The following is a 21072-nucleotide window of genomic DNA, read 5'->3' as shown; positions in this document are numbered from 1 at the left end:
ATGGCGACCGCCCCTGTCCTCAAGACGCTTCGCGACTCCGCGGATCTGCGCCACCTGCGCCAGATCATCGCGGGGCTCGACGAAGGCGTGATCCTCGTCGATCCGGATCAGTCGATCCTGTGGGCGAACGATGCCGCGCTGGGGATGCACGGGGTCGACGCGGTCGAGCAGCTCGGCGGCACGGTCGATGATTATCGACAGCGCTTCCAGCTGCGCTACCGCAACAATCACAAGGTCGCCGGCGACGATTACCCGATCGAGCGCGTCGTGTCGGGCGAGGCGTTTTCGGAAGTCGTCGTCGAGGTCGCGGTCGCCGGCGAGGACGAACCGCGCTGGACGCATCAGGTGCGGAGCCTCGTCCTGACCGACGACAATGACGAGCCGGAATGCCTCGTCATGATCATCCAGGACGTCTCGGCGCAGTTCGAGGCGGAGGATCGGTTTCAACAGTCGTTCAACGCCAACCCCGCGCCGGCGATCATCTGCCGGCTGGCGGATCTGCGCTATGTGAAGGTCAACCAGGGTTTCCTCGACATGACCGGTCACACGCAGGACGCGGTGCTGGGCGAGACGCTCTATGCGATCGATGTGCTGGCAAACGCCGAGAAGCGCGACCTCGCCAAGGAACGGCTGTGCCAGGGACGGACGATCCCGCAGATGGAAGCCGACCTCACCCTGCCCGACGGCAGCACCAAGCTGGTGATCGTCGCGGGTCAGCCGATCGACATGGGCAACGAGCCCTGCATGCTGCTGACGTTCGCCGATCTCGAGCCGCGCCGGAAGGCGGAAACCGCGCTGCGCCAGAGCGAGGAACGCTTCACGCGGACCTTCGCCTGGGCGCCCGTCGCGCTTGCGATCGGTACGCTCGACGGCAACCGGCTGTGCGACGTCAACGAGACGTTCACCGACCTGACGGGCTTTTCGGCGGACGAGATCATCGGCCGACCGCTGAGCGAGGTCGGCCTGTGGGAAACGCCCGGCCTTGATGACGCGATCGACGCGGAGATCCGCGCAGGCCGGTCGATCCGCGACCGCGAGGTGCGGATCAGGACCAAGGCGGGCGACGTGCTCGACGGGATCGTGTCCGCCGAACAGATCGAGCTCGCGGGCGAGACCTGCGTGCTTTGGGCGATGCGCGACATCAGCGTGCGCAAGGCGTCGGAACGCGAGCTGGTCCGCGCGATCGAGGCGGTGATGCAGGATACGAGCTGGCTGAGCCGGTCGATCATGGAAAAGCTCGCGCGGATCCGCGCGCCGCAGGCCGAACCGCCGGGCGTCGGGCTCGACGAACTCACCCCGCGCGAACGCGACGTGCTCGCGCTGATCTGTCGCGGGCTCGACGACAAGTCGATTTCGCGGACGCTCGACGTCTCGGGCAACACCGTGCGCAACCACGTCGCGCGGATCTATTCGAAGATCGGCGTCAATCGCCGCAACGCCGCCGCGGCCTGGGCGCGCGCGCGCGGCTTCGACGGCGAGTCGGTGACGATATCGCACGATCGCGGCACCTCATTGCTGGAGACTGCATCATGACCACCCCCAAGCCCAAAGGCGCCAAGGCAGACGGCATCGAGCCCGCGGGCGCGGCCTCGAAGGGTCGTGCGCGGCAGGCGAAGGGATCGGTGCAGGAAGCGATCGGCAAGATCATCGGCAACCCGGTGGTCGAGCAGCAGGGATCACGCGAGACCGCGGCCGGCGCGCGTCAGGCGCGTGCCGAACACCCCGCCACACCCCCCATCGATACGGACGACAAGGACTGAGCGCGTCCGTCGACAGCTTTGATACAACAGGAGATTCTATGACGACCAATGTAACACCCGGCGTTTTGCCGGTCGACGACGCACGCTACGGCAAGGGCGTGACGCGCCTGTCATGGGGCGCGATCTTTGCGGGCGTCGTGCTCGCGGTCGCGGTCCAGCTCGTGCTCGGCATCCTCGGCACGGGCATCGGCCTGACGATGGTCGATCCGGTCGAGGGAACGACCCCGGGCGCTGCGGGCTTCGGCATCGGTGCCGGGATCTACTGGCTCATCACCACCGTCATCGCGCTTGGCGCAGGCGGCTATGCGGCGGCGCGCGTTGCCGGCGTGCATGACCGGTTCGACGGTCTGGTTCACGGTCTGGTCGTCTGGGGCGTGACGCTGATCCTGACGATGTACCTGCTCACCTCGGCCGTCGGCGGGATCATCGGTGGGGCCTTCCGCACCGTCGGTTCGGTCGCATCGGCTGCCGGCACTGGTATCGGTGCTGCAGCACCCAAGGTCGCCGACGTCGCCGGCGTCGATACGGGCGACGTCCGCGAGGAGGCCGCTGCCTATCTGTCCGACGCACCGTCCGATCCGGCACGGATGACGCCGGAACAGGCGCAGAAGGAAATCGCCAAGGAGCTCCCCGCGCTTGCCCGTGGTGGCCAGGACGGCGTCCAGGCCGAACGCCGGATCGTCGACATCGTCGCGGCGCAGCGCCAGATCAGCCGTCCCGAGGCTCAGGCGCAGGTGACGCGTGCCAAGGCGCAGTTCGTCAAGACCAAGAACGAAACGATCGACACCGCCAAGTCGGCGACCGACACCGCCGCCGGTGCCGCCGCAGGGACGTCGTTCATGATCGTCATCGCGCTGCTGGTCGGTGCGGCCGCAGCCGGCTTCGGCGCAACCACCGCGACGCGCCACCGCCGCGTCTGAACGAAGACGGCGTCGATCATCCCCGTGATCGACGCCGCTCCACCTATCGTGACGGCGACCGGCCCTGCCGTGCCGCCGTCACCCCGGTCGCGCCTATTTATGCGCGGCGATGTAGCGCTCGACCTGCTCGTCCAGAACGTCGAGCGGCAGTGCGCCCTGGTCGAGTACCGCCTCGTGGAAGTCGCGGATGTCGAACTTCGGCCCCAGCGCCTGCTCGGCGCGCTTGCGCAGCGCGGTGATCTTGAGCTGCCCGACCATGTAGCTGGTCGCCTGGCCCGGCCAGTTGAAATAGCGGTCGACTTCGCGGGCAATGTCGGTGTCCGAGACCGAGCTGTTCGCCTTGAAATAGGCGATCGCCTGCTCGCGCGTCCATCGGCGTGAATGGATGCCGGTATCGAGCACGAGCCGGATCGCGCGCCACACCTGCAGCGACAGCATCCCGAACCGGTCATAGGGCGTCTTGTACACCCCCATCTCGTTCGCGAGCCGCTCCGAATACAGCCCCCAGCCCTCGATATACGCGCCATATCCGCCGAACTTGCGGAACTTCGGGATGCCGGTCAGCTCCTGCTGGCGCGCGATCTGAAAATGATGACCCGGCGCGCCTTCGTGCGCGGCGATGCCCGCGACCTGAACCTTTTGCGTCTGGTTCATGTCGACGAGGTTGACGTAATAGATGCCCGGCCGCGATCCGTCCGCCGACGGGGGATTGTAGAACGCGGTCGACGCGGTCCCCTCACGCCATTTCTCGACCGCGCGCACCTCGAGCGGCGCCTTGGGCAAGGTCCGGAAATAGCGCGGTGCCGCCACCATCACCGATGCGATCACACCGCGCGCGTCCCCCAGATACTGCTCGCGACCCGCCGCCGTATTGGGATATTTCAGCGCCGGATCGGTCCGGATCTTGTCGAAGAACTGCTCGAGCGTACCCGTGAACCCGACCTCGCGCTTGATCGCCTCCATTTCCTGCCGGATCGCCGCGACCTGTTTGAGGCCGAGTTCATGGATCTGGTCCGCGGTCAGGTCGGTCGTGGTCGAATTCTTGAGCCGGTCGGCATAATAGGCCGCGCCGTTCGGCAGGCTCCACGCGCCGAAATTGCCCTTCGACAGCGGCTCGATCGCGTCGAGCGTCGCGAACATCGTGTCGTAGCCGCGACGGAACGGCCCCGTCAGCGCGGCGCGCGCCTCCGCCAGCAATTTCGTCTTGGTCGTCGCGGGGGCGTCCAGCGCCGCGACCTTCTTCGCGAAATCGGCCATGATCGTCGAATCCGGCCCCGTGTCGAACGGCGCACCCGTGATCACCGCGCGCGCATCGGCGCGTGCGGGGGCGAAATTGACCTTGTTCGGAATGATCCCGGCGGCGGCCTGAGTCCGCATCGTCGCCGACACCTCGCGCATCACTCGCTCGGTCTCGCGAAGCCGTGCGATATAGGCCTGCGCATCCGCGACGCTGGCCACCTTGTGGTTGTTGATCAGCAGCACGGGGATGTCCCCCGCCGGGCTGCCATTGGTCGACACCGGGAAACGCAGCGTCCGGAACGGCAGCGAGGCCCGGCCGCGCGCGACCTCATATTCGAACAGCCGGTAGCTGACGCGCGCGCTTTCGCCGAGCATCTCGGGCTTGAACTGCGCGTGCATCGCGACAAGTTGCCGCTCCGACAGCGCCTGCGATCGCAGCGCCGCGGCGTCGGTATAGTCGTCGAGCCGATCGTAATTCGTCTTCAGGCCCAGCTGCGTCTGCGATTCCGGGCTGAGCGCGAGTTGCGCGTCATAGGACTCGTCAAGAAACGCGAGCAGCGCGGCATCCTGCACCCCGGTCTTCGACGCTTGCGGCGTCTGGGCCGGTGCGGACGCACCCGTCAGGACGAGCGGGATCGTCGGCAACAGCATGAGGGCAAGGGCGAAACGCATGGCAGTCTCCTGTGGGAATGCGCGCTTCTCGCCCGCCGCCCCGCCCGACGCAATCGCACCGTCACGGTTTTTAGCGTTCGCCGCCCCGCCTCAGAGCGCGGTCGCGTACAGCGCGTGATGCGTCAGGATGAACAGCGTACGCCCCCCCTCCCCGCCGATCACGAGCTGGAGCGGGCGTTCGGGCACGTCGATCCGCCGTGCCAGCGCGCCGTCGGGCCGATAGACGAACACCTGCCCGTTCGCGACATAGACGTTCCCTGCCGCGTCGCGCGTCGCGCTCTCGCCGCCGCGATCGGCGACGACCTTCAGGTCGGTTACCTGTCCTGAATCGCCGACCAGCCCGCTATAGGTCCGGTTCTCCGATCCGTTGGTCAGGACGACGCGCTCGCCCGGCCGGGTGCCGACCAGCCCATAGGCGTCGAGCGTGTCAGACCAGCGCCACCCGCGATGATCCTCAGGCCCCTGGTTCCACACGCGAAACGCGGGCAGCGACAGCGATCCGTCGGGCGAGACATATTCCTGCGCGCGCGTCTCGCCCAGCTTGGCGGCGAACAGGTCGGCCATCGTCGGGTATTGATAGGTCACAGGGTCGATCCGGTCGTCGAATTCACCGTTTGCCCACACGTTGACGGGCATCAGCGTGCGCGATCCGCGGTGCGGCCGGGTCGCGGTGGGTGCGATCACGCGGACGTCGTCAGGCTTGGCGGGATCGATGCTGTACACGCTGCCGTCGCGGCCCGCCGAGGACTGCACGAGCAGGCTCCCCGACCCGTCGACCGCGAGGTTGACCGCATCGAGCGGCGCATCCGCAACGATCGACAGTCCGCCCGCCTTGGTCCAGCTGTGGATGCGCTGGAAATGACGGTCGATGAAGTATAATTTGCCCTGCGCGTCGACCGCGCCGCCGGCGATCGAGTAGAAGCCGCCCGCGAGCTTTTCGACGCCGGTCGAGACGGGGATCGCCGAGGTCGTCGCGGCCAGCGCGGGTGCTGCCGGGACATCGAGCCGCGCAAACTCGCGCTCGCGCACCTGTTGCTGCCGTGTCACGTCGAGGATCGCGTTCTCGAACGGGTATTTGCTCGCGCGCAGAAACGTCCCGCACCCCTTGGCGTCGCAGCTCGCGAACCCGCTCTCGGCGTTCACATGGACGTTGCGAAAGCGGATATTGCCCGATGCGTAGAGCTTGACCGCCGCGTCCATCGGTCCGGCGGTCCGCGTGACGCGGTAGCCATGGTAATTGGCGAACAGGATATTGCGCGAGTTCCGCATCTCGGTCGAGACCGCCTCGACCCCGTCGCGAACCTCCTGTTCGGTCTGGGGAGCGAGAAACTCCCAGTTCTCGACATGATCAAGGACGATTTCCGCCCGATAGTGATGCTCGGCCGACAATTGATAGACGTGCCCCAGCGTCTTGGTGTTCGACACGTAGAACCCGGCGGATGCGAGCGTGTTCGGTGACCAGAGCGCGGCAAAGGTGCCGCCGCCGCCATCGGTCACCCAGATGCTGGGATATTGGCCGTCGAAGCGCGAGCGGGGGTCGCCGAAGCCGATCGGGCTCCCCTTGGTCAGCACGGTCCCGCCGCCGCCTTGGATCTTGACGTCGTTGACCAGCGACGCCTCGCCCGCGCGCCAGAGCAGCGCGGTCGCACGCGGATTGACACCCCCCGTCCACAGCCCGAGCCCGGACACGATCGCATCGCCCCCCTTTGCACTCTGGATCAACGCCTTGGCGCCGCCGACCCCCATATAGGCGGGCGTCTCGTCGGGCAGATAGACGTGTGTCAGGCTCGGATGCAGGGCGATCAGGACGCTGTCGGGGCGCAGCTTGAGCGTTTCCGTCACGCGGTACCGACCCATCGGCAGATACAGCACGCGGTGCGTATCGATCGCACGTTGCAGCGCCACGGTATCATCGGTCGTATCGTCGCCCTTTACGCCCAGATCGCGGACGTTCGCCCACGACCGTACCGGGGGCAGCGCGCGGATCGCGGGCGCGCGCCGTGCCGGCAAGCGTGACAGCGGCGCCATGTCGATATCGGTCGCATATGCGCCGATCATCCCGAGACCGGCGAGCTTCAGCCCGTAGGAGAAGTCCTTGACGCGGTAGCGCGCGGCGGCACCGGCGATCGTCTTGCCGCTGTCGCGGAAGCTGACGAAGGTCGGGGTGTTCGCGGCGACCGCATTGTCGAAGCCGATCTGCGTGAAGACGCTGTTCTCGGCGGATATGACGACGCCGGCGCGGCTGACATTCTCGAACCGGACGTCCTTGCCCCACAGCGAGTCCGAATGGCCGCGGTCGATCTCGATCCCGACCGGCGTGTTGCGGAACGCGACGTTCACCAGCGTCAGGTCGACCTCATGTTCCCGGATCGCCGCATCGCGCTGCCCGTCGAAGTCGGAATCGATCAGCGTGAACTGCCATGCCGGCGACGTCTTTTCGGACATGATCCCATAGCGACCGCCGAAGAAGCGAAGGTCCTCGAACTCGTTGCCCGCCTGATACACGCCCGCCAGACCCGAGCCGATATGGAAGTCGCAGTGCCGGATGACCCCGTGCTGTGCGACGCGAAACCGGACCGCGACGGCGCCGGCATTGCCCGTGCCGATCCTGAAATCGACGTTCGAGATCGCCGAATAGAAGGTGCTCGATGTCGCATCGAAGATGCTGGGGTCGAACGGCACGCTGGTGCGCGGCGGCACGGGCGCCTTGCCGACGCGGTACTGGTCCTCGCCGGTAAAGCTGACCATCGCCGCGACGCCCGATCCGAACCCCTGCGCGGCGTCGCCCAGCAGGATTTCGGGTCGCGTCGCACCGACGCCGAAGATCCGCACGGCAGACCGCACGAAGATCGTCCGGCTGATCCGGTATCGGCCCGACGGCAGGAACACGACCCCGCCTTTCCCGTCCGCCGCGGCGGCATCGATCGCCTGCTGGATCGCGGCGCTGTCGTCGGCCCGGCCATCGCCGACCCCGCGGACGGTGATCGCGCGCGGATCCCCCGGCGCGCTGAGATAGACCGAGCTGGTCTTCGCCAGAGCCGGGGTCGGGAGCAGCAGCGCCACCCCGCAAAGCAGCCATCTCACATCCATCATCCGTCTCCCGTCGCTGGTCGCGTCGTGTAGGGCCAGGCCGTCCGCGCATCACGTGCCACGGCCGTCGTCGTCGTCGTCGTTCTCGTCGTCGGGCATGGGTCCGGTCCGGCGCAGAGCGCACCGGCCGCGCCACATGGCGGTGCTAGGATCCGCCGATCGCAAGGCCCTGCGCGACGATCGCCGCCTGCGTCCGGTTGCGGACGTTGAGCTTGCGCATCAGCGCGGTCATGTGGACCTTCACCGTGGCCTCGGCGATCCCGAGGTCGAACGCGATCTGCTTGTTGAGCAATCCCGAATGAACGCCGCGCAGCACCTTGATCTGCGTCGGCGTGAGACGGGGCATCGTACCGTGCGCCCCCGGCGTACCGTTCGCGGCTGCGGCTGCGGCTGACGGATCGCGGATGTCGAATGCGGTCGCTTCCATGGTCATCCTCCCTGTTTTCGCGGCCTTTTGTGGCGGCGGCACATCACCGCGACCCGGCTTCGACTGTTGCTTCTGCGATCCGGTTGTGCGGATTCGGTTGGACAGGTTTTCGGTATGGCGCGTTCATTTGTTCCCAATCAAGCCTTTTTCTTGCCAGAATGAAAAAGTCTGTCGTACAGATCCTGCCATGAGCGACAGGCGAAGACGCCGTCGGATCGAGAGGACATGCACGATGGCACGACCCCAGCAGACCCGATCTGCGCTGCCGACATCACGCCTGCCGGGCACGCATCGGTGATCGGCAGCGACTTGCGCCTGGTCATCGCGGCGGTCTCGGGGATCCTGCTCGCGGTGGTGATGATCGTGCGCGGGCGGCTGCATCCGTTCATCGGCCTGCTATGCGGTGCCTTCACGGTCGGCCTTCTCGCCGGATTGCCGCTGCCCGACGTCGCCAAGGCGGTGCAGAAGGGCGTGGGCGACATCATTGGCGGCACCGGGCTCGTCGTCGCGCTGGGGCTTTCGCTCGGCGCGATGCTGCATCTGTCGGGCGCCGCCGCGTCGCTTGCCAAGGGGGCATTGCAGCTGACCGGCGCGCGCGCGGCGCCCTGGGCGACGCTGGGCATCGCGATCGTCGTCGGGCTGCCGCTGTTCTTTGAGACGGGGCTCGTGCTGCTGCTGCCGATCGTGGTCGCCGCCGCCGAGGAAATGGCGGGCAGCGATGCGGCGGACCGCGACGCCGCCAAGCTCAGGCTGATCATGCCCGCGCTCGCCGGGCTGGGCGTGGTGCACGCGCTCGTCCCGCCGCATCCGGGGCCTCTGCTCGCGGTCGAGGCGCTCGGCGCCAATCTCGGGCGGACGATGCTCTACGGCATCATCATCGCCATCCCCACAGCGATCCTAGCCGGCCCCGTGCTCGCCCGGTTCACGACGCGCGGCGTGCGGCTGGTCGAGCCGGTGCTCCACGATGCCGGGCTGTCGATTCCTGCCCCGCCGCGCCCCTCCGCGCTGCTGATCGTCCTGCTCCCCGTGCTGATGATCGCGACCGGCGAGCTCGGCCAGATGATCCCCGGGCTCAAGGGCACCGCATGGCTGGTCGCGGCGAGCAACCCGGTGATCGCGCTGCTGCTGACCAACCTGCTCGCGCTGCCGCTGCTGTTCGGGCGACGCCTGCGCGAGGCGGCGATCCAGGACGCGGTCTGGCACGAGACGATGGGCGCGGCCGGCGCGATCCTGCTCGCGATCGGTGCGGGCGGTGCGCTCAAACAGGTGCTCGTCACCGCCGGACTGTCCGACCTGCTCGCGCGGACGGTGCTGATGTACGCGATATCGCCGTTGCTGCTCGGCTGGCTGGTCGCGGTCGGGATCCGCCTCGCCGCCGGGTCGGCGACGGTCGCGACGATCACCGCCGTCGGGATCATGCCGGGCGTCGTCGCCGGGTCGGGCGTGTCGCCCGAACTCGTCGTGCTCGCCGTCGGCGCGGGGTCGGTGTTCTTCAGCCACGTCAACGATCCGGGCTTCTGGCTGGTCAAGAGCTATGTCGGGACGAGCACCGCGGACACGTTCCGGACCTGGTCGATGCTGGAGACGACGATCTCGGTGGTGGGGCTCGCGATGGTCATGGCCATGAGCTATGTCGTCTGATTCCAATACCCTGTCTCAGGAGGCTCGCGTGGAACGGTCGCTTCCGGCCGAAGGTCGACTGGCGGATCGCGCCTATACCGCGATCGTCCAGATCATCGCGCGCGACGGGCTCGCGGTCGGCGACCGGCTCCCCGCCGAGGCACAGCTCGCGGCGACGTTCGGCATGTCGCGGACGATCGTCCGCGAGGCGCTTGCCCGGCTGGCATCGGACGGCATCACCCAGGCGCGCCGCGGTGCGGGCTCCTATGTGAAGCGCCGTCCGTCCGAACGGCTCGGCACGCACATGCCGATGGATGCGCTGGCGACGACGCTCGGGACGTACGAGGTGCGGTTCGTGCTCGAGGCCGAAGCCGCGCGTCTGGCGGCGCAACGCCGGTCGCGCCAGCAACTCGATGCGATCGAACGGACGCTCGAGGCGCTTCGCGCCGCGCTGCTGTCCAACGCCCCCGCGCATGACGAGGACTGGCTGCTCCACCGCGCGATCGTCGAGGCGACCGCGAACGCGGCGTTCGTCCATGTGTTCGACCATCTCGAGGACGCGGTGATGCGAATCCTGCGTGCCGGCGTCGACATCTCGCGGTCGCGCCCGCCAGAGGCGATCAAGGCGATGATGGACGAGCATGACGCGATCGTCGAAGCGATCCGCGCGCAGGACGCCGACGGCGCGGCGCTCGCGATGCGCTGGCACCTGTCGCAGGGGCGCAAGCGGCTGATGCCCTGACGACCCACCGGCCGGGCGCCACGGCCGGCCCCCGACCGAATTGCGACGTTGGTCGTAGATGCCCGATGCCCCGCCATATCGTACACCATGGCTGCAACGAAACGGGGTAGAACTGGACAGCCAGTCGACGTCCCCGTGCATCAAACGGGGATGGATGATGACAACGCACGCCGGGCGCACTCTCGCAGCAGTATTTGGTACCGCTACCAGTCTCTATGTCCTCGCGACCGCGCTGGCCTGTGCGCCGGCCTTCGCACAGACCAGTCCCGCGCCCGTGCTCCAGCCCACGCCCGCCGCCCCGCCGCAGGACAGCGCGGCAACGCCACAAGCCCCGTCCCCCGCGGACATCGTCGTCACGGGCACGCGCATCACCTCGAGCGGGTTCAACGCGCCGACGCCGACGACGGTGATCGGCGAGGATCAGATCCTCAAGAACGCACAGCCCAACATCTTCAACGCGATCGCGCAACTGCCTTCGCTCCAGGGATCGACCGGCGCATCGACGGGGACGTTCAGCACGTCGAGCGGTACGCAGGGGCTCAGTTCCTTCTCGCTGCGCGGGCTCGGTCCGATCCGCACGCTGACCTTGCTCGACGGGCAGCGCGTCGTCGGTGCGAACGTGACCGGGGTGCCCGACATCAGCATGTTCCCGCAATTGCTCGTCAAGCGCGTCGACGTCGTCACCGGCGGCGCGTCCGCGTCCTACGGCTCGGACGCGGTCGGCGGCGTCGTCAATTTCATCACCGACACGCGGTTCACCGGGTTCAAGGGCAATATCCAGGGCGGCATCACCAATTACGGCGACGATCAGCAGGCGCTGGTCCAGGCGGCGTTCGGCAAGGCGCTGCTGGGCGACCGGCTGCACCTGATCGTCAGCGCCGAATACGACCATGAGGACGGCGTCGGCCCGGGCGATTTCGGCACCGATCTCGCCAAGGGGCGTGACTGGTACCGCGCGACGACGCTGGTCAACACGGGGCAGGCGAACAACGGCCTGCCGCAGTTCAACTACCGCGATTACGCGCAGCCCTATCAATATGCGCGGTTCGGGTTGATCAACAACGGCCCGCTGCAGGGCATTGCGTTCGACCAGAACGGTGCGCCGTTCAACTTCAACTACGGGTCGAACGGGCGACCCACGGGCACCGGCGGCGTGACGGGGTGCTTCCCCGGCAACAGCTTCTGCGTCGGCGGCGACCTGTCGGGTGCGCCGGGATCGGGCGCGTCGCTCAAGTCCGCGCTCGAACGCCTCAACGGCTTCACCCGCGTCGGGTTCGATTTCGCCGACAACAACGAGGCGTATGTCACGGTCAACCTCGCGCAGGTGAAGACCAGCAACCAGCCGAGCCCGGGCTACAACCGCCCGAACCTCACCGTGCAGTGCGCCAATCCGTATCTGCCGCAGCTGATCCGCGACCGCTGCGCGACCGCCGGCATCACGCAGTTCGGCTTTGGCACGAGCAACGGCAATTTTCCCGATCCGCTCGTGCAGACCGACCGCCGCCAGTACCGGTTCGTCGGTGGGCTGAAGGGACGGTTCGACGTCGGCGGCACCGCCTGGAATTATGACGGCTATTACGAGCACGGCATCACGCTTGCGCATATCGATGTCGACAACACCGTGCTGCAGAACCGCTATGTCGCCGCCGCCAACGCGATCACGCTGAACGGCGCGATCGTCTGCGCAGACGCCGCCGCACGTGCCGCCGGATGCCAGCCGATCAACATCTTTGGCGGCGCGCAGCCTTCGTCGGCGGCACTCGCCTATGTCACGCCCGCCAACGGTCCGCTGCAGCGGACCAAGCTGACGCAGGACGTCGCCAGCCTGAACTTCTCGGGCGAACCGCTCAGCCTCTGGGCAGGACCGCTCGCCGTCGCGTTCGGCGGTGAATATCGCCGCGAGTTCTACCGCGTGCACGGCGATCCCTACGGCGCCGGCGTCACGCCGCTCAGCCCGAACAGCGCCGACTATCCCGCAGACCCGCTGCTCAACTCGACGCTGGGGAGCAACTGGGCGGCGGGCAACTACAAGAACGGCGGCGGCAAGTACGAGGTATATGAAGGCTTTCTCGAGCTCAACCTGCCGCTGTTCGGCAGCGACGCGGTCGGCCGTGCCAATCTGAACGGTGCGGGCCGCGTCACGCACTACAGCACGTCGGGAACGATCTGGGCGTGGAAGGTCGGCGGCACCTGGGAGACGCCGTTCGACGGCATCCGCCTGCGCGCGGTGACGTCGCGCGACGTGCGTGCGCCCAATTTGTCCGAACTGTTCGCCGCGCCGACCGTCACGACGCTGCCCAATTTCACCAACCCCTTCCCGCCCGGCGGCGGCGTCCAGGCGTTCCAGAACACCATCGGCAATCCGAACCTGAAGCCCGAGATCGCGCGCAATACCGAAGCCGGCATCGTCCTGTCGCATCCGTCCTGGCTGCCCGGCCTCGGCCTGTCGTTCGACTATTACAGCATCAAGCTCGACGGCGTGATCTCGACGCTGTCGGCGGACCAGATCGTCCGCTTCTGCTTCGAGGGCAATCAGGCGTTCTGCGGCGGCTTCGTCCTCAACAGCCCGACGCAGGGGGGCAATTTCATCAACGTCCAGCCGTTCAACCTCGCCTCGTGGAAGACCAGCGGATTCGACATCGAGGCGAGCTATCAGTGGAAGCAGCCGCTCGGCCTACCGGGCAACTTCACGATCCGCGCGCTCGGCACCAATGTCCGCGAATTCCTCGTGAAGGCCGGTATCGAAGGGGTCGCGACGGTCGACCAGGCGGGTGCGAACAATGGGGCGACCCCCGACTGGAAATGGCTCGCGACGCAGAGCTACGACAACGAGGTCTTCAGCCTGACGCTGCAGGAACGCTGGTTCTCCGACGGCAATTTCGGCAACCAGTATGTCGTCTGCACGACCGCTTGCCCGATCTCGACCGCGAACCATCCGACGATCGACTACAACACGATGAAGGGCGCCTTCTACTTCGATCTCGGCGGATCGGTGAACCTCTCCAAGCAGGTCAGCCTGTTCTTCAAGGTCGACAACATGTTCGATCACGACCCCGAGCCTGCACCGCAGACGAACACCGGGCTCGACGTCAATCCCGCGCTCTACGACACGCTCGGCCGCTTCTACCGGCTCGGCATGCGCGCGCGGTTCTGATCGCCGGCCCCGCGGTTGCGCCCGACCGCGGCCCGGTCCACCATGTCCTCGATCAAGTCGCATAGGAGAGAAATCGCCATGGACATCGCACGACGCGATCTCATCATTTCGGCAGCAGCGCTGACGCTGACCTCGGGGGCCTGCGCGGCGGAACGTTCGGACCGGCCACTCGGCTACGCGATCGTAGGGCTCGGTTCCTACGGTCTCGGCGTCATCATCCCGCAGTTCAAGAACTGCACGCACAGCCGGCTCGCGGCGATCGTCAGCGGTGATCCGGCCAAGGCGAAGCGCGTCGCGGCCGAGCATGGCCTGCCCGCCAGCGCGATCTATTCCTACGCCAATTTCGACTCGATCCGCGACAATCCGGACATCGACATCGTCTATGTGTGCCTGCCCAACGCGCTCCACGCCGAATACACCATACACGCGGCCAAGGCGGGCAAGCACGTCATGTGCGAAAAGCCGATGGCAGTCTCGGTCGCCGAATGCGAGGCGATGATCGCCGCGTGCAAGACCGCGAACCGCAAGCTGATGATCGGATACCGCTGCCATTTCGAACCGTTCAACGTGGAGGCGATGCGGCTCGCGCGCGCGGGCGCCGCGGGGAAGATCCGCTATGTCCGCTCGGAACATGGCTTCACGCAGGGCGATCCGTCGAAATGGCGTCTGAAGCGCGCCTTGTCGGGTGGCGGTTCGTTGATGGACATGGGCATCTACAGTCTGCAGGCGGCGCGCTACATGACCGGCGAGGAGCCGATCGCGGTGACCGCGCGCGAATCCACCGACCGCCGCGACCCGCGTTTCGCCGAGGTCGAGGACATGATCGACTGGACGCTCGAATTTCCCTCCGGCGCGATCGCCGGCTGCCAGTCGATGTACAGCGCGAACCAGAACCATATCCTGTTGATGGGCGACAAGGGGCGGATCGAACTCGAGCCCGCGACGCGCTACGAGGGCAACCAGATGTGGACCGGCAAAGACGGCCGCGAGCAACAGGTCACGCCGCCGCCCGGCCCCGCCAAGACGCAGTTCGCCGGCCAGCTCGATCACCTCGCGCAGTGCGTTCGCAGCGGTCGCGAACCGATCGTGTCCGGCGAAGAGGGCTTGCGCGACATGCGGATCGTCGAGGCGATCTATCGCTCCGCGCGCGAGGGGCGGACGATCGGGCTGGGCGGCACGGCATGATCGCGGCGAACGGCGTCAAGGCCGCTGCGCTCGCGCTGTTCGCGGCGAGCGTGCCGGCAATGGCGCAGACGGCCGACCCGACGCGCTTTGCGACCGGTCCCGACGTGACCGCGCAGGTTGCGGCGATGGCGAAGGCGATGAAGCCCGGTCAGGGCTTTGCCTGGCAGCCGCCGGTCCGCGACGGCAAGACGGTCGCGGCGCTCGAATATTGGAAGGCGCCGGGCCGTCCCGCGGTGCATCCGGCAGAGGCCGAATATGCGATCGTCATCGCCGGCAAGGGTACACTGCTGTCCGGCGGAACGCTGGTGGCACCGCGGCCCGTCAAGCCGGAGCTGACCGAGGGCGACCGCATCGTCGGCGGCACCACCCGGTCGCTCGCGCCGGGCGACGTCCTGCTGATTCCTGCGGGCGTCCCGCACGGGTTCGGGATCACCGGCGACCGGCTCGTCCTGCTGGGGATGAAACTCCCGCGCTGACGCCGGCGATCAGCCCTGCCACCCCGCGCGCAGCGGCAGGCGCAGCACCCGGTCGTTCGCCGCCATGTAGAGCGCGCGACCACCCTCGCCGAACGCGCAATTCGCGATCGGTGCGCCGGTCGCGATCAGCGCGATCGGTTCCGCCTCGGGCGTCATCATCATCATCCCGCCGGGTACCGAGCAGACCAGGGTCCCGTCGCGCGCGACCTTCATCCCGTCGGGGAGCCCCGCGCCACCAGCCGCCTTCATCGGCGCCGCGTCGAGCAGCACGCGGCGATTGCGCGCCTGTCCGCTCGCATCGAGATCATAGACCATGATCCGCGGCGCGACCTCGTCCGACACCGAGACATAGAGCCGCCGTTCGTCGGGCGACAACGCGATCCCGTTCGGCCGCGTCAGCGTCGCGTCGAGCAGGTCGATGCGACCACCGGGCCGTCGCCGGTACACGCCGTTGACGCGCATTTCCTTCAGCGGTGAATCGTCTCCCTCCGCCAGCCCGTACGGCGGGTCGGTGAAGTAGATCGCACCGTCCCGCGCGACGTGCATGTCGTTCGGGCTGTTGAAGCGTTTGCCCTCGAAACGCTCCGCCAGCACCGTCCGCCGCCGCGTCGCGAGATCGAACCGGTCGATCGTCCGGCCGCCGCTGTTCGCGAGCAGCAGCCGACCCTGCCTGTCGAGTGTCAGTCCGTTCGCACCGGGTTCGCGGATGAGCTTGGGATCGGTGCCCCCCGCGCCGGAGGGCGTGAGGAAGACACTTGTCCCCGATGCGCGCGTCCAGCGTCGCACGATGTTGGCAGGCGGATCGGAGAAAAGCAGATAGCCGCCGTCCGGCACCCAGACGGGCCCCTCCGCCCAGCGAATCCCCGTTGCGATCACCTCGACCCGCGTCCCCGGCGCCACGATACGATCAAGCGCCGGCGACATGCGCTTGAGGGTCGGCACGCCGGTTTCGGCCGCGCGTGCAGCCCCCCCGAACAGCGCGAGGCAGCCGATGGCCAGACCACCCGTCACGGCATCCGTGAGCACGCGGCGTCGATCGGGCGTGAACGGCAACTCGGTCAAATCTTCATCTCCTGCCATCCCCGCATGAGCGACCAGTCTAGGCATCACCGCACGCCCGCGCCACGGATCATTTCGCGCGCCGTCGGTGCGGGGGAATTTTACAAAAGGTTCACCGTCCGGCGCACTATTTTTATCTTGCTCACCCGCCATGTCGCTGGGAACGCTGATGTTCTCGCGCCGTTCAGAAAATGCGCGGCAATGGCCCGCAGGGAGTGGCCATGCTTAAGCGTACCGACAATATCACCCTGCCGGGCGAAACCGACCTCCGGCAACAGGCCAGCCTACCCGCGATCGTCGCCGCGGACATCGTTGCAACGAACGCCGCACGCTGCATCCTCGTCGTCGAGGACGACCAGCGCGCCGATCTGATCGCGCGGCTTGCCGGTGCGTTTGCCCCCGACACGACGGTCGTCCATCTCGTCGCGAGCGATGCGCTGCCCGGCGATGACGCCCCCGCCAGTGCCGCCAATATCGGCCAGCGCGTCGCCGCGCTGCGCCGGCTGCGGATCGCCGCGACGGCGCCGTCACCCGCCCCGATCCTGCTCGTCCTCTCCGCCGAGGCGAGCGCGGTCCGCTACGCTGCCCCGTCGGCATTTGACGAGGCACCGCCGCTGCTGAAGGTCGGCGAGCCGATCGATATCGCCGGCCTGCCCGATCTGGCCGATCATCTGGGCTATGTCGTCGACGACCGCGTCGACGAGCCCGGCGAGATCGCGGTACGCGGCAATGTCGTCGACATCTTCCCTGCCGACCAGGTCCATCCGGTGCGGATCGCGTTCGAGGATGGGATCGTCACGAGCATTCGCCCCTATGACGCGGTCACGCAACGGGGTCTCGACGACGTCGCCGAGGTGATGATCGGTCGCGCAAACGAACCCGCGCTCGGCGAGGGTGTCTCGATCACCGACCATCTGCCCGATGCCGTGATGTATCTCGACCCGACCGTCGCAGCGCGCCGCGCGCGCTTCCTCGCGCTCGCGCTCGACGGTGCGGCGAAGCGGTCCGTGGCACCCAGGCTTGTCGACGCGGCGGCATGGGACGCGTCGACCAAGGTGTCGCGCATCATCCGCGACGACGAGCCTGTCGAGCAGACCCCGCGCTTCGTCGAACGCCGCGATCCGGTGCGGGCGTTCCGCCGCTACGCCAAATCGGTGACCGCCGATGCACCGCTGACGATCGCCGGGTCCGCGCGGGACCTCCGCTTCCTGGCCCCGCGTCTCGGCATGACGGTGGAGACCGCCGCGACGCTCGACGATGCGCGCAAGGTACCGGCGGGCACGATCGCATTGCTGTGCGCGCCGGTCGAGCGCGGGTTCGTGCATGACGGCCTGACGATCGTCGCCGCCGCCGACCTGCTCGGCAGCCGCGCGAGGCTTGACGATGGTCCGGTCCTGACCGGCATGGGCTTCGACGAGGGACGTGCGCTCCACATCGGCGATCTCGTCGTCCACGAAGACCACGGCATCGGCGCGGTGCGGGGTATCGAGACCGTCCAGATGGACGAGACGACCGCGAGCGACGCGATCGTCCTCGAATATGCCAAGGGCGCACGCCGCCTCGTCCCCGTCGCCGAAGCCAACCGGATCTGGCGCTATGGCGCGGATGCCGATGCGGTGACGCTCGATACGCTCGACGGCGGCAGCTGGAACAAGCGGCGTGCGGGCATCGACGCGGCGATCGCCGAAAGCGCGCGTGCGCTGAAGGATCTCGCCGCCGAGCGCAGCGCGCGGTCGACCGATCCGATCGCCCCAGATTCTGCAGCGTACGAGACGTTTGCGGCAGGCTTCAAATTCTCCGAAACCCCCGATCAGGCACGCGCTATCGCCGCGGTCCGCTCGGACCTCGCCAGTGGCACGCCCATGGACCGGCTGATCGTCGGCGATGTCGGCTACGGCAAGACGGAAGTGGCGTTGCGCGCCGCCGCGCTGGTCGCACTCGCGGGCCGCCAGGTCGCGCTTGTCGCGCCGACCACCGTGCTCGTCCGCCAGCATCTCGATACGATGCGCGCGCGCTTTGCGGGGTCGGGTTACGAGGTGGCGTCGCTGTCGCGCCTGTCGAGCGCCGCCGAGCGCAAGCGGGTCTGCGCGGGTCTTGCCGACGGATCGATCGCGGTCGTCGTCGGGACCAGCGCGCTGGGTGCCAAGAGCGTCGCCTACAAGGACCTCGCGCTCGTCGTGATCGATGAGGAACAACGGTTTGGCGCGAAGGCCAAGCAATCGCTGCGCGAGATTGGTGCCGGGCACGTGCTCACGCTGAGCGCGACACCGATCCCGCGTACGCTCCAGTCGGCGATGGTCGGGCTTCAGGCGATCTCGATCATCGCGACGCCGCCGGCGCGACGCCAGCCGATCCGCACCACGATCGCCACGTTCGACGAACTCGCGGTGCGCAAGGCGCTGCGCCGCGAACGCGCGCGTGGCGGACAGAGCTTCGTCGTCGTGCCGAGGATCGAGGATATCGAACCGCTGGCCGCGACGCTGCGCAAGCTCGTTCCCGAGCTCGGGCTCGTCGTCGCGCACGGCAAGATGGATGCGGCCACGCTCGACGAGGCGATGGCCGGGTTCGCAGCTGGGGACGGCGACGTCCTGCTCGCGACCAACATCATCGAGGCTGGGCTGGACGTCCCCCGCGCCAACACCATGATCGTCCATCACGCGGACCGCTTCGGACTGTCGCAGCTGCACCAGCTGCGGGGCCGGGTCGGTCGCGGTGGACGACGCGGACAGATCCTGCTGCTGACCGCGGGCGACGCGACGATCGCGGACGCCACGATGAAGCGCCTGCGCACGCTCCAGGCATTCGACCAGCTCGGTGCGGGGTTCGCGATCAGCGCGCGCGATCTCGACATGCGCGGTGCGGGCGATCTCGTCGGCGAGGAGCAGGCCGGGCACATGAAGCTGATCGGCATCGATCTGTACCAGCATCTGCTCGGCCAGGCATTGAAGGTCGCGCGCGGCGAGCCGGCGGATCGATGGCAGCCGGTGCTGAACCTCGGGATCGACGGCATGCTGCCCGAGGACTGGATCCCCGAGACCGATCTTCGCCTGACGCTCTATGGCCGGCTCGCGCATCTGAACGACGTTGCCGCGCTCGACGCGTTCCAGGTCGAGCTGGAGGATCGGTTCGGCACGGTGCCCGCTGCTGCGATCCGTCTGCTCGATGCGGCGCGGATCGGCGCGCTCGCGTGTCAGGCGGACATCCGCCAGATCGACGTCGGCCCTGGGGCGATCGCGGTCACGATGGGTGATCCCAAGGCGACGCTGCCGCCGCCGTTCGAGGCGTCGAAGCGACGCTGGCTCGTCCGCGAGCGGATCGACGACGTTGATCGCCGCATCGAGCGAACGCGCGAACTGCTAGGCGAGCTTACCGAATAGGCGAGATCGCAGGCCGATCAGTCAAACCACGTCATCATATCCCTTGACCACCAAACCCTAGAGACGGACCGAGACGGTGATGCTGGCAACGGGTGCGACCTGGGGTATCTGCGCTGCGGCGACGGCCGGGATCATCGCGCGGCCGTTCCGCTGGCCCGAGATGGTCTGGGCAGTGTCGGGCGCGGCGCTGCTGCTGCTGCTCGGCCTGCTCCCCGTGCCACTCGCGCTCGTCGCGGTCGGCAAGGGGATGGACGTCTATCTGTTCCTGATCGGCATGATGCTGCTGAGCGAGACCGCGCGCCAGAACGGATTGTTCGACTGGGTCGCCGCCGCCGCGGTCCGCCATGCCGGGGGATCCAAGCCACGGCTGTTCCTGCTCGTCTACGCCGCCGGGATCGTCACCACGACGTTCCTGTCGAACGACGCGACCGCGGTCGTGCTGACGCCCGCGGTCTACGTCGCCGCGCGGCGTGCCCGGGCAGAGCCGCTGCCGTTGCTGTTCGCATGCGCGCTGATCGCCAACGCTGCGAGCTTCGTGCTGCCGATCTCGAACCCCGCCAATCTCGTGCTGTACGGCGGGACGATGCCGCCGCTCGGCCAATGGTTCAAATCGTTCGCGCTTCCCTCGGTCGCATCGATCGTCGTCACCTTCCTCGCACTGCGCTGGGTCGAGCGCAGCCGGATCGCCGGCACCTGTGCCACCGGGGATTCGCCGGACGCCGGGACCGCCACGCTGTCGCCGGGCGGCAAGGCGGTATTGGCCGGGATCGTCGCCACCGCCGCGATCCTGCTCGTCGCATCGGCGCGCGACGTCGAACTCGGCCTGCCGACCGCGATTGCGGGGATCGCGACCACGCTTGTCGTCTGCGCGCTGACCCGCAGCTCGATCGTCGCCGTCGCGCGCGACGTGTCGTGGAGCGTATTGCCGCTGGTCGCGGGGCTGTTCGTGCTCGTCGAGGCGCTCGATCATACCGGCGTGATCGGGCGGATCGCCGATACGTTGCGCACGATGTCCGCCGATCCCGTGCAGGCGGCGGCGGTCGCGGGCTCGACGCTCGCCTTCGGGTCGAACCTCATCAACAACCTGCCCGCGGGGCTGATCGCGAGTACCGCCGTCGCGCAGGCGCATCCGCCGCGGATCGTCGTCGATGCGTTGCTGATCGGCGTCGACCTCGGCCCCAATCTGTCGATCACCGGCTCGCTCGCGACAATCCTGTGGCTGCAGGCGATCCGCCGCGAAGGCGAGGATGTCGGCTTCTGGCAGTTTCTCAGGATCGGCATCGTGACGATGATCCCCGCGCTCATCGCCGCGCTCGGCACCCGCTTGCTGATCGGCTGACGCATGACCCCG

Annotated in this window: 14 protein-coding genes; 10 read left to right on the top strand and 4 right to left on the bottom strand. The window is 67.9% G+C overall.

The features are described 5' to 3' along the window. The 3 genes from ASE72_RS12515 to ASE72_RS12505 are packed head-to-tail and all read left to right on the top strand — an operon-like array spanning nt 1 to nt 2680. Nucleotides 1-1533, top strand: a complete 1533-nt coding sequence (locus ASE72_RS12515; RefSeq protein ID WP_056021517.1) for a PAS domain S-box protein — start codon at nt 1-3, stop codon at nt 1531-1533. Next, nucleotides 1530-1760: a CsbD family protein gene (locus ASE72_RS12510; protein WP_056021514.1), complete on the top strand. Its 231-nt coding sequence runs from the start codon at nt 1530-1532 to the stop codon at nt 1758-1760. The genes ASE72_RS12515 and ASE72_RS12510 overlap by 4 nt, the downstream gene beginning before the upstream one ends. Nucleotides 1761-1798: 38 nt before the next feature. Beyond that, a complete protein-coding gene (locus ASE72_RS12505) occupies nt 1799-2680 on the top strand; it encodes a hypothetical protein (RefSeq protein ID WP_056021511.1) in 882 nt (293 codons plus the stop codon). A 93-nt stretch (nt 2681-2773) separates the two neighbouring features. Here ASE72_RS12505 and ASE72_RS12500 read toward each other — a convergent pair whose 3' ends face one another. The 3 genes from ASE72_RS12500 to ASE72_RS12490 all read right to left on the bottom strand — a co-directional run bounded on the left by ASE72_RS12500 (nt 2774) and on the right by ASE72_RS12490 (nt 8027). Continuing rightward, nucleotides 2774-4591, bottom strand: a complete 1818-nt coding sequence (locus tag ASE72_RS12500) for a DUF885 domain-containing protein (RefSeq protein ID WP_056021507.1) — start codon at nt 4589-4591, stop codon at nt 2774-2776. Between the two features lie 90 nt (nt 4592-4681). Next, nucleotides 4682-7681, bottom strand: a complete 3000-nt coding sequence (locus ASE72_RS12495) for a glycosyl hydrolase family 28-related protein (RefSeq protein ID WP_056022316.1) — start codon at nt 7679-7681, stop codon at nt 4682-4684. A gap of 145 nt (nt 7682-7826) precedes the next feature. Next, a complete protein-coding gene (locus tag ASE72_RS12490; RefSeq protein WP_056022313.1) occupies nt 7827-8027 on the bottom strand; it encodes a helix-turn-helix domain-containing protein in 201 nt (66 codons plus the stop codon). 375 nt (nt 8028-8402) lie between these two features. On the opposite strand from ASE72_RS12490, the gene ASE72_RS12485 reads away from it, so the two are divergent. From ASE72_RS12485 to ASE72_RS12465, 5 genes are all read left to right on the top strand, one after another. Continuing rightward, a complete protein-coding gene (locus ASE72_RS12485; RefSeq protein WP_056022310.1) occupies nt 8403-9749 on the top strand; it encodes a GntP family permease in 1347 nt (448 codons plus the stop codon). Between the two features lie 28 nt (nt 9750-9777). After that, nucleotides 9778-10470, top strand: coding sequence for a FadR/GntR family transcriptional regulator (locus tag ASE72_RS12480; RefSeq protein ID WP_235532340.1), 693 nt, complete (start codon nt 9778-9780; stop codon nt 10468-10470). Between the two features lie 157 nt (nt 10471-10627). Further along, nucleotides 10628-13624, top strand: coding sequence for a TonB-dependent receptor plug domain-containing protein (locus ASE72_RS12475; protein ID WP_082446036.1), 2997 nt, complete (start codon nt 10628-10630; stop codon nt 13622-13624). A 78-nt stretch (nt 13625-13702) separates the two neighbouring features. Further along, nucleotides 13703-14809: a Gfo/Idh/MocA family protein gene (locus tag ASE72_RS12470; RefSeq protein WP_056021503.1), complete on the top strand. Its 1107-nt coding sequence runs from the start codon at nt 13703-13705 to the stop codon at nt 14807-14809. Next, nucleotides 14806-15285, top strand: coding sequence for a cupin domain-containing protein (locus ASE72_RS12465; protein ID WP_235532339.1), 480 nt, complete (start codon nt 14806-14808; stop codon nt 15283-15285). Before ASE72_RS12470 ends, ASE72_RS12465 begins: the two co-directional genes overlap by 4 nt. Nucleotides 15286-15294: 9 nt before the next feature. Here ASE72_RS12465 and ASE72_RS12460 read toward each other — a convergent pair whose 3' ends face one another. After that, nucleotides 15295-16347: an SMP-30/gluconolactonase/LRE family protein gene (locus ASE72_RS12460; protein ID WP_327196477.1), complete on the bottom strand. Its 1053-nt coding sequence runs from the start codon at nt 16345-16347 to the stop codon at nt 15295-15297. 218 nt (nt 16348-16565) lie between these two features. Here ASE72_RS12460 and ASE72_RS12455 point away from each other — a divergent pair, with 218 nt between their 5' ends. Then, on the top strand, nt 16566-19721 hold the full coding sequence (locus tag ASE72_RS12455) for a helicase-related protein (RefSeq protein ID WP_082446034.1): 3156 nt from the start codon (nt 16566-16568) through the stop codon (nt 19719-19721). 76 nt (nt 19722-19797) lie between these two features. Beyond that, nucleotides 19798-21060, top strand: coding sequence for an arsenic transporter (locus ASE72_RS12450; RefSeq protein ID WP_056021497.1), 1263 nt, complete (start codon nt 19798-19800; stop codon nt 21058-21060). Nucleotides 21061-21072: the final 12 nt, after the last annotated feature.

This window comes from Sphingomonas sp. Leaf20 (genome assembly GCF_001421535.1).
Classification (GTDB): domain Bacteria; phylum Pseudomonadota; class Alphaproteobacteria; order Sphingomonadales; family Sphingomonadaceae; genus Sphingomonas.
The sequence above is the reverse complement of the archived record's forward strand: the minus strand, read 5'-3'. Positions and strand labels throughout refer to the sequence as shown.

Excerpts from the sequence above, each read along its gene's own strand:
- ASE72_RS12515 (WP_056021517.1), top strand. The coding sequence starts at position 1 with ATGGCGACCGCCCCTGTCCTCAAGACGCTTCGCGACTCCGCGGATCTG.
- ASE72_RS12510 (WP_056021514.1), top strand. The coding sequence starts at position 1,530 with ATGACCACCCCCAAGCCCAAAGGCGCCAAGGCAGACGGCATCGAGCCC.
- ASE72_RS12505 (WP_056021511.1), top strand. The coding sequence starts at position 1,799 with ATGACGACCAATGTAACACCCGGCGTTTTGCCGGTCGACGACGCACGC.
- ASE72_RS12500 (WP_056021507.1), bottom strand. The coding sequence starts at position 4,591 with ATGCGTTTCGCCCTTGCCCTCATGCTGTTGCCGACGATCCCGCTCGTC.
- ASE72_RS12495 (WP_056022316.1), bottom strand. The coding sequence starts at position 7,681 with ATGGATGTGAGATGGCTGCTTTGCGGGGTGGCGCTGCTGCTCCCGACC.
- ASE72_RS12490 (WP_056022313.1), bottom strand. The coding sequence starts at position 8,027 with ATGCCCCGTCTCACGCCGACGCAGATCAAGGTGCTGCGCGGCGTTCAT.
- ASE72_RS12475 (WP_082446036.1), top strand. The coding sequence starts at position 10,628 with ATGACAACGCACGCCGGGCGCACTCTCGCAGCAGTATTTGGTACCGCT.
- ASE72_RS12470 (WP_056021503.1), top strand. The coding sequence starts at position 13,703 with ATGGACATCGCACGACGCGATCTCATCATTTCGGCAGCAGCGCTGACG.
- ASE72_RS12465 (WP_235532339.1), top strand. The coding sequence starts at position 14,806 with ATGATCGCGGCGAACGGCGTCAAGGCCGCTGCGCTCGCGCTGTTCGCG.
- ASE72_RS12455 (WP_082446034.1), top strand. The coding sequence starts at position 16,566 with ATGCTTAAGCGTACCGACAATATCACCCTGCCGGGCGAAACCGACCTC.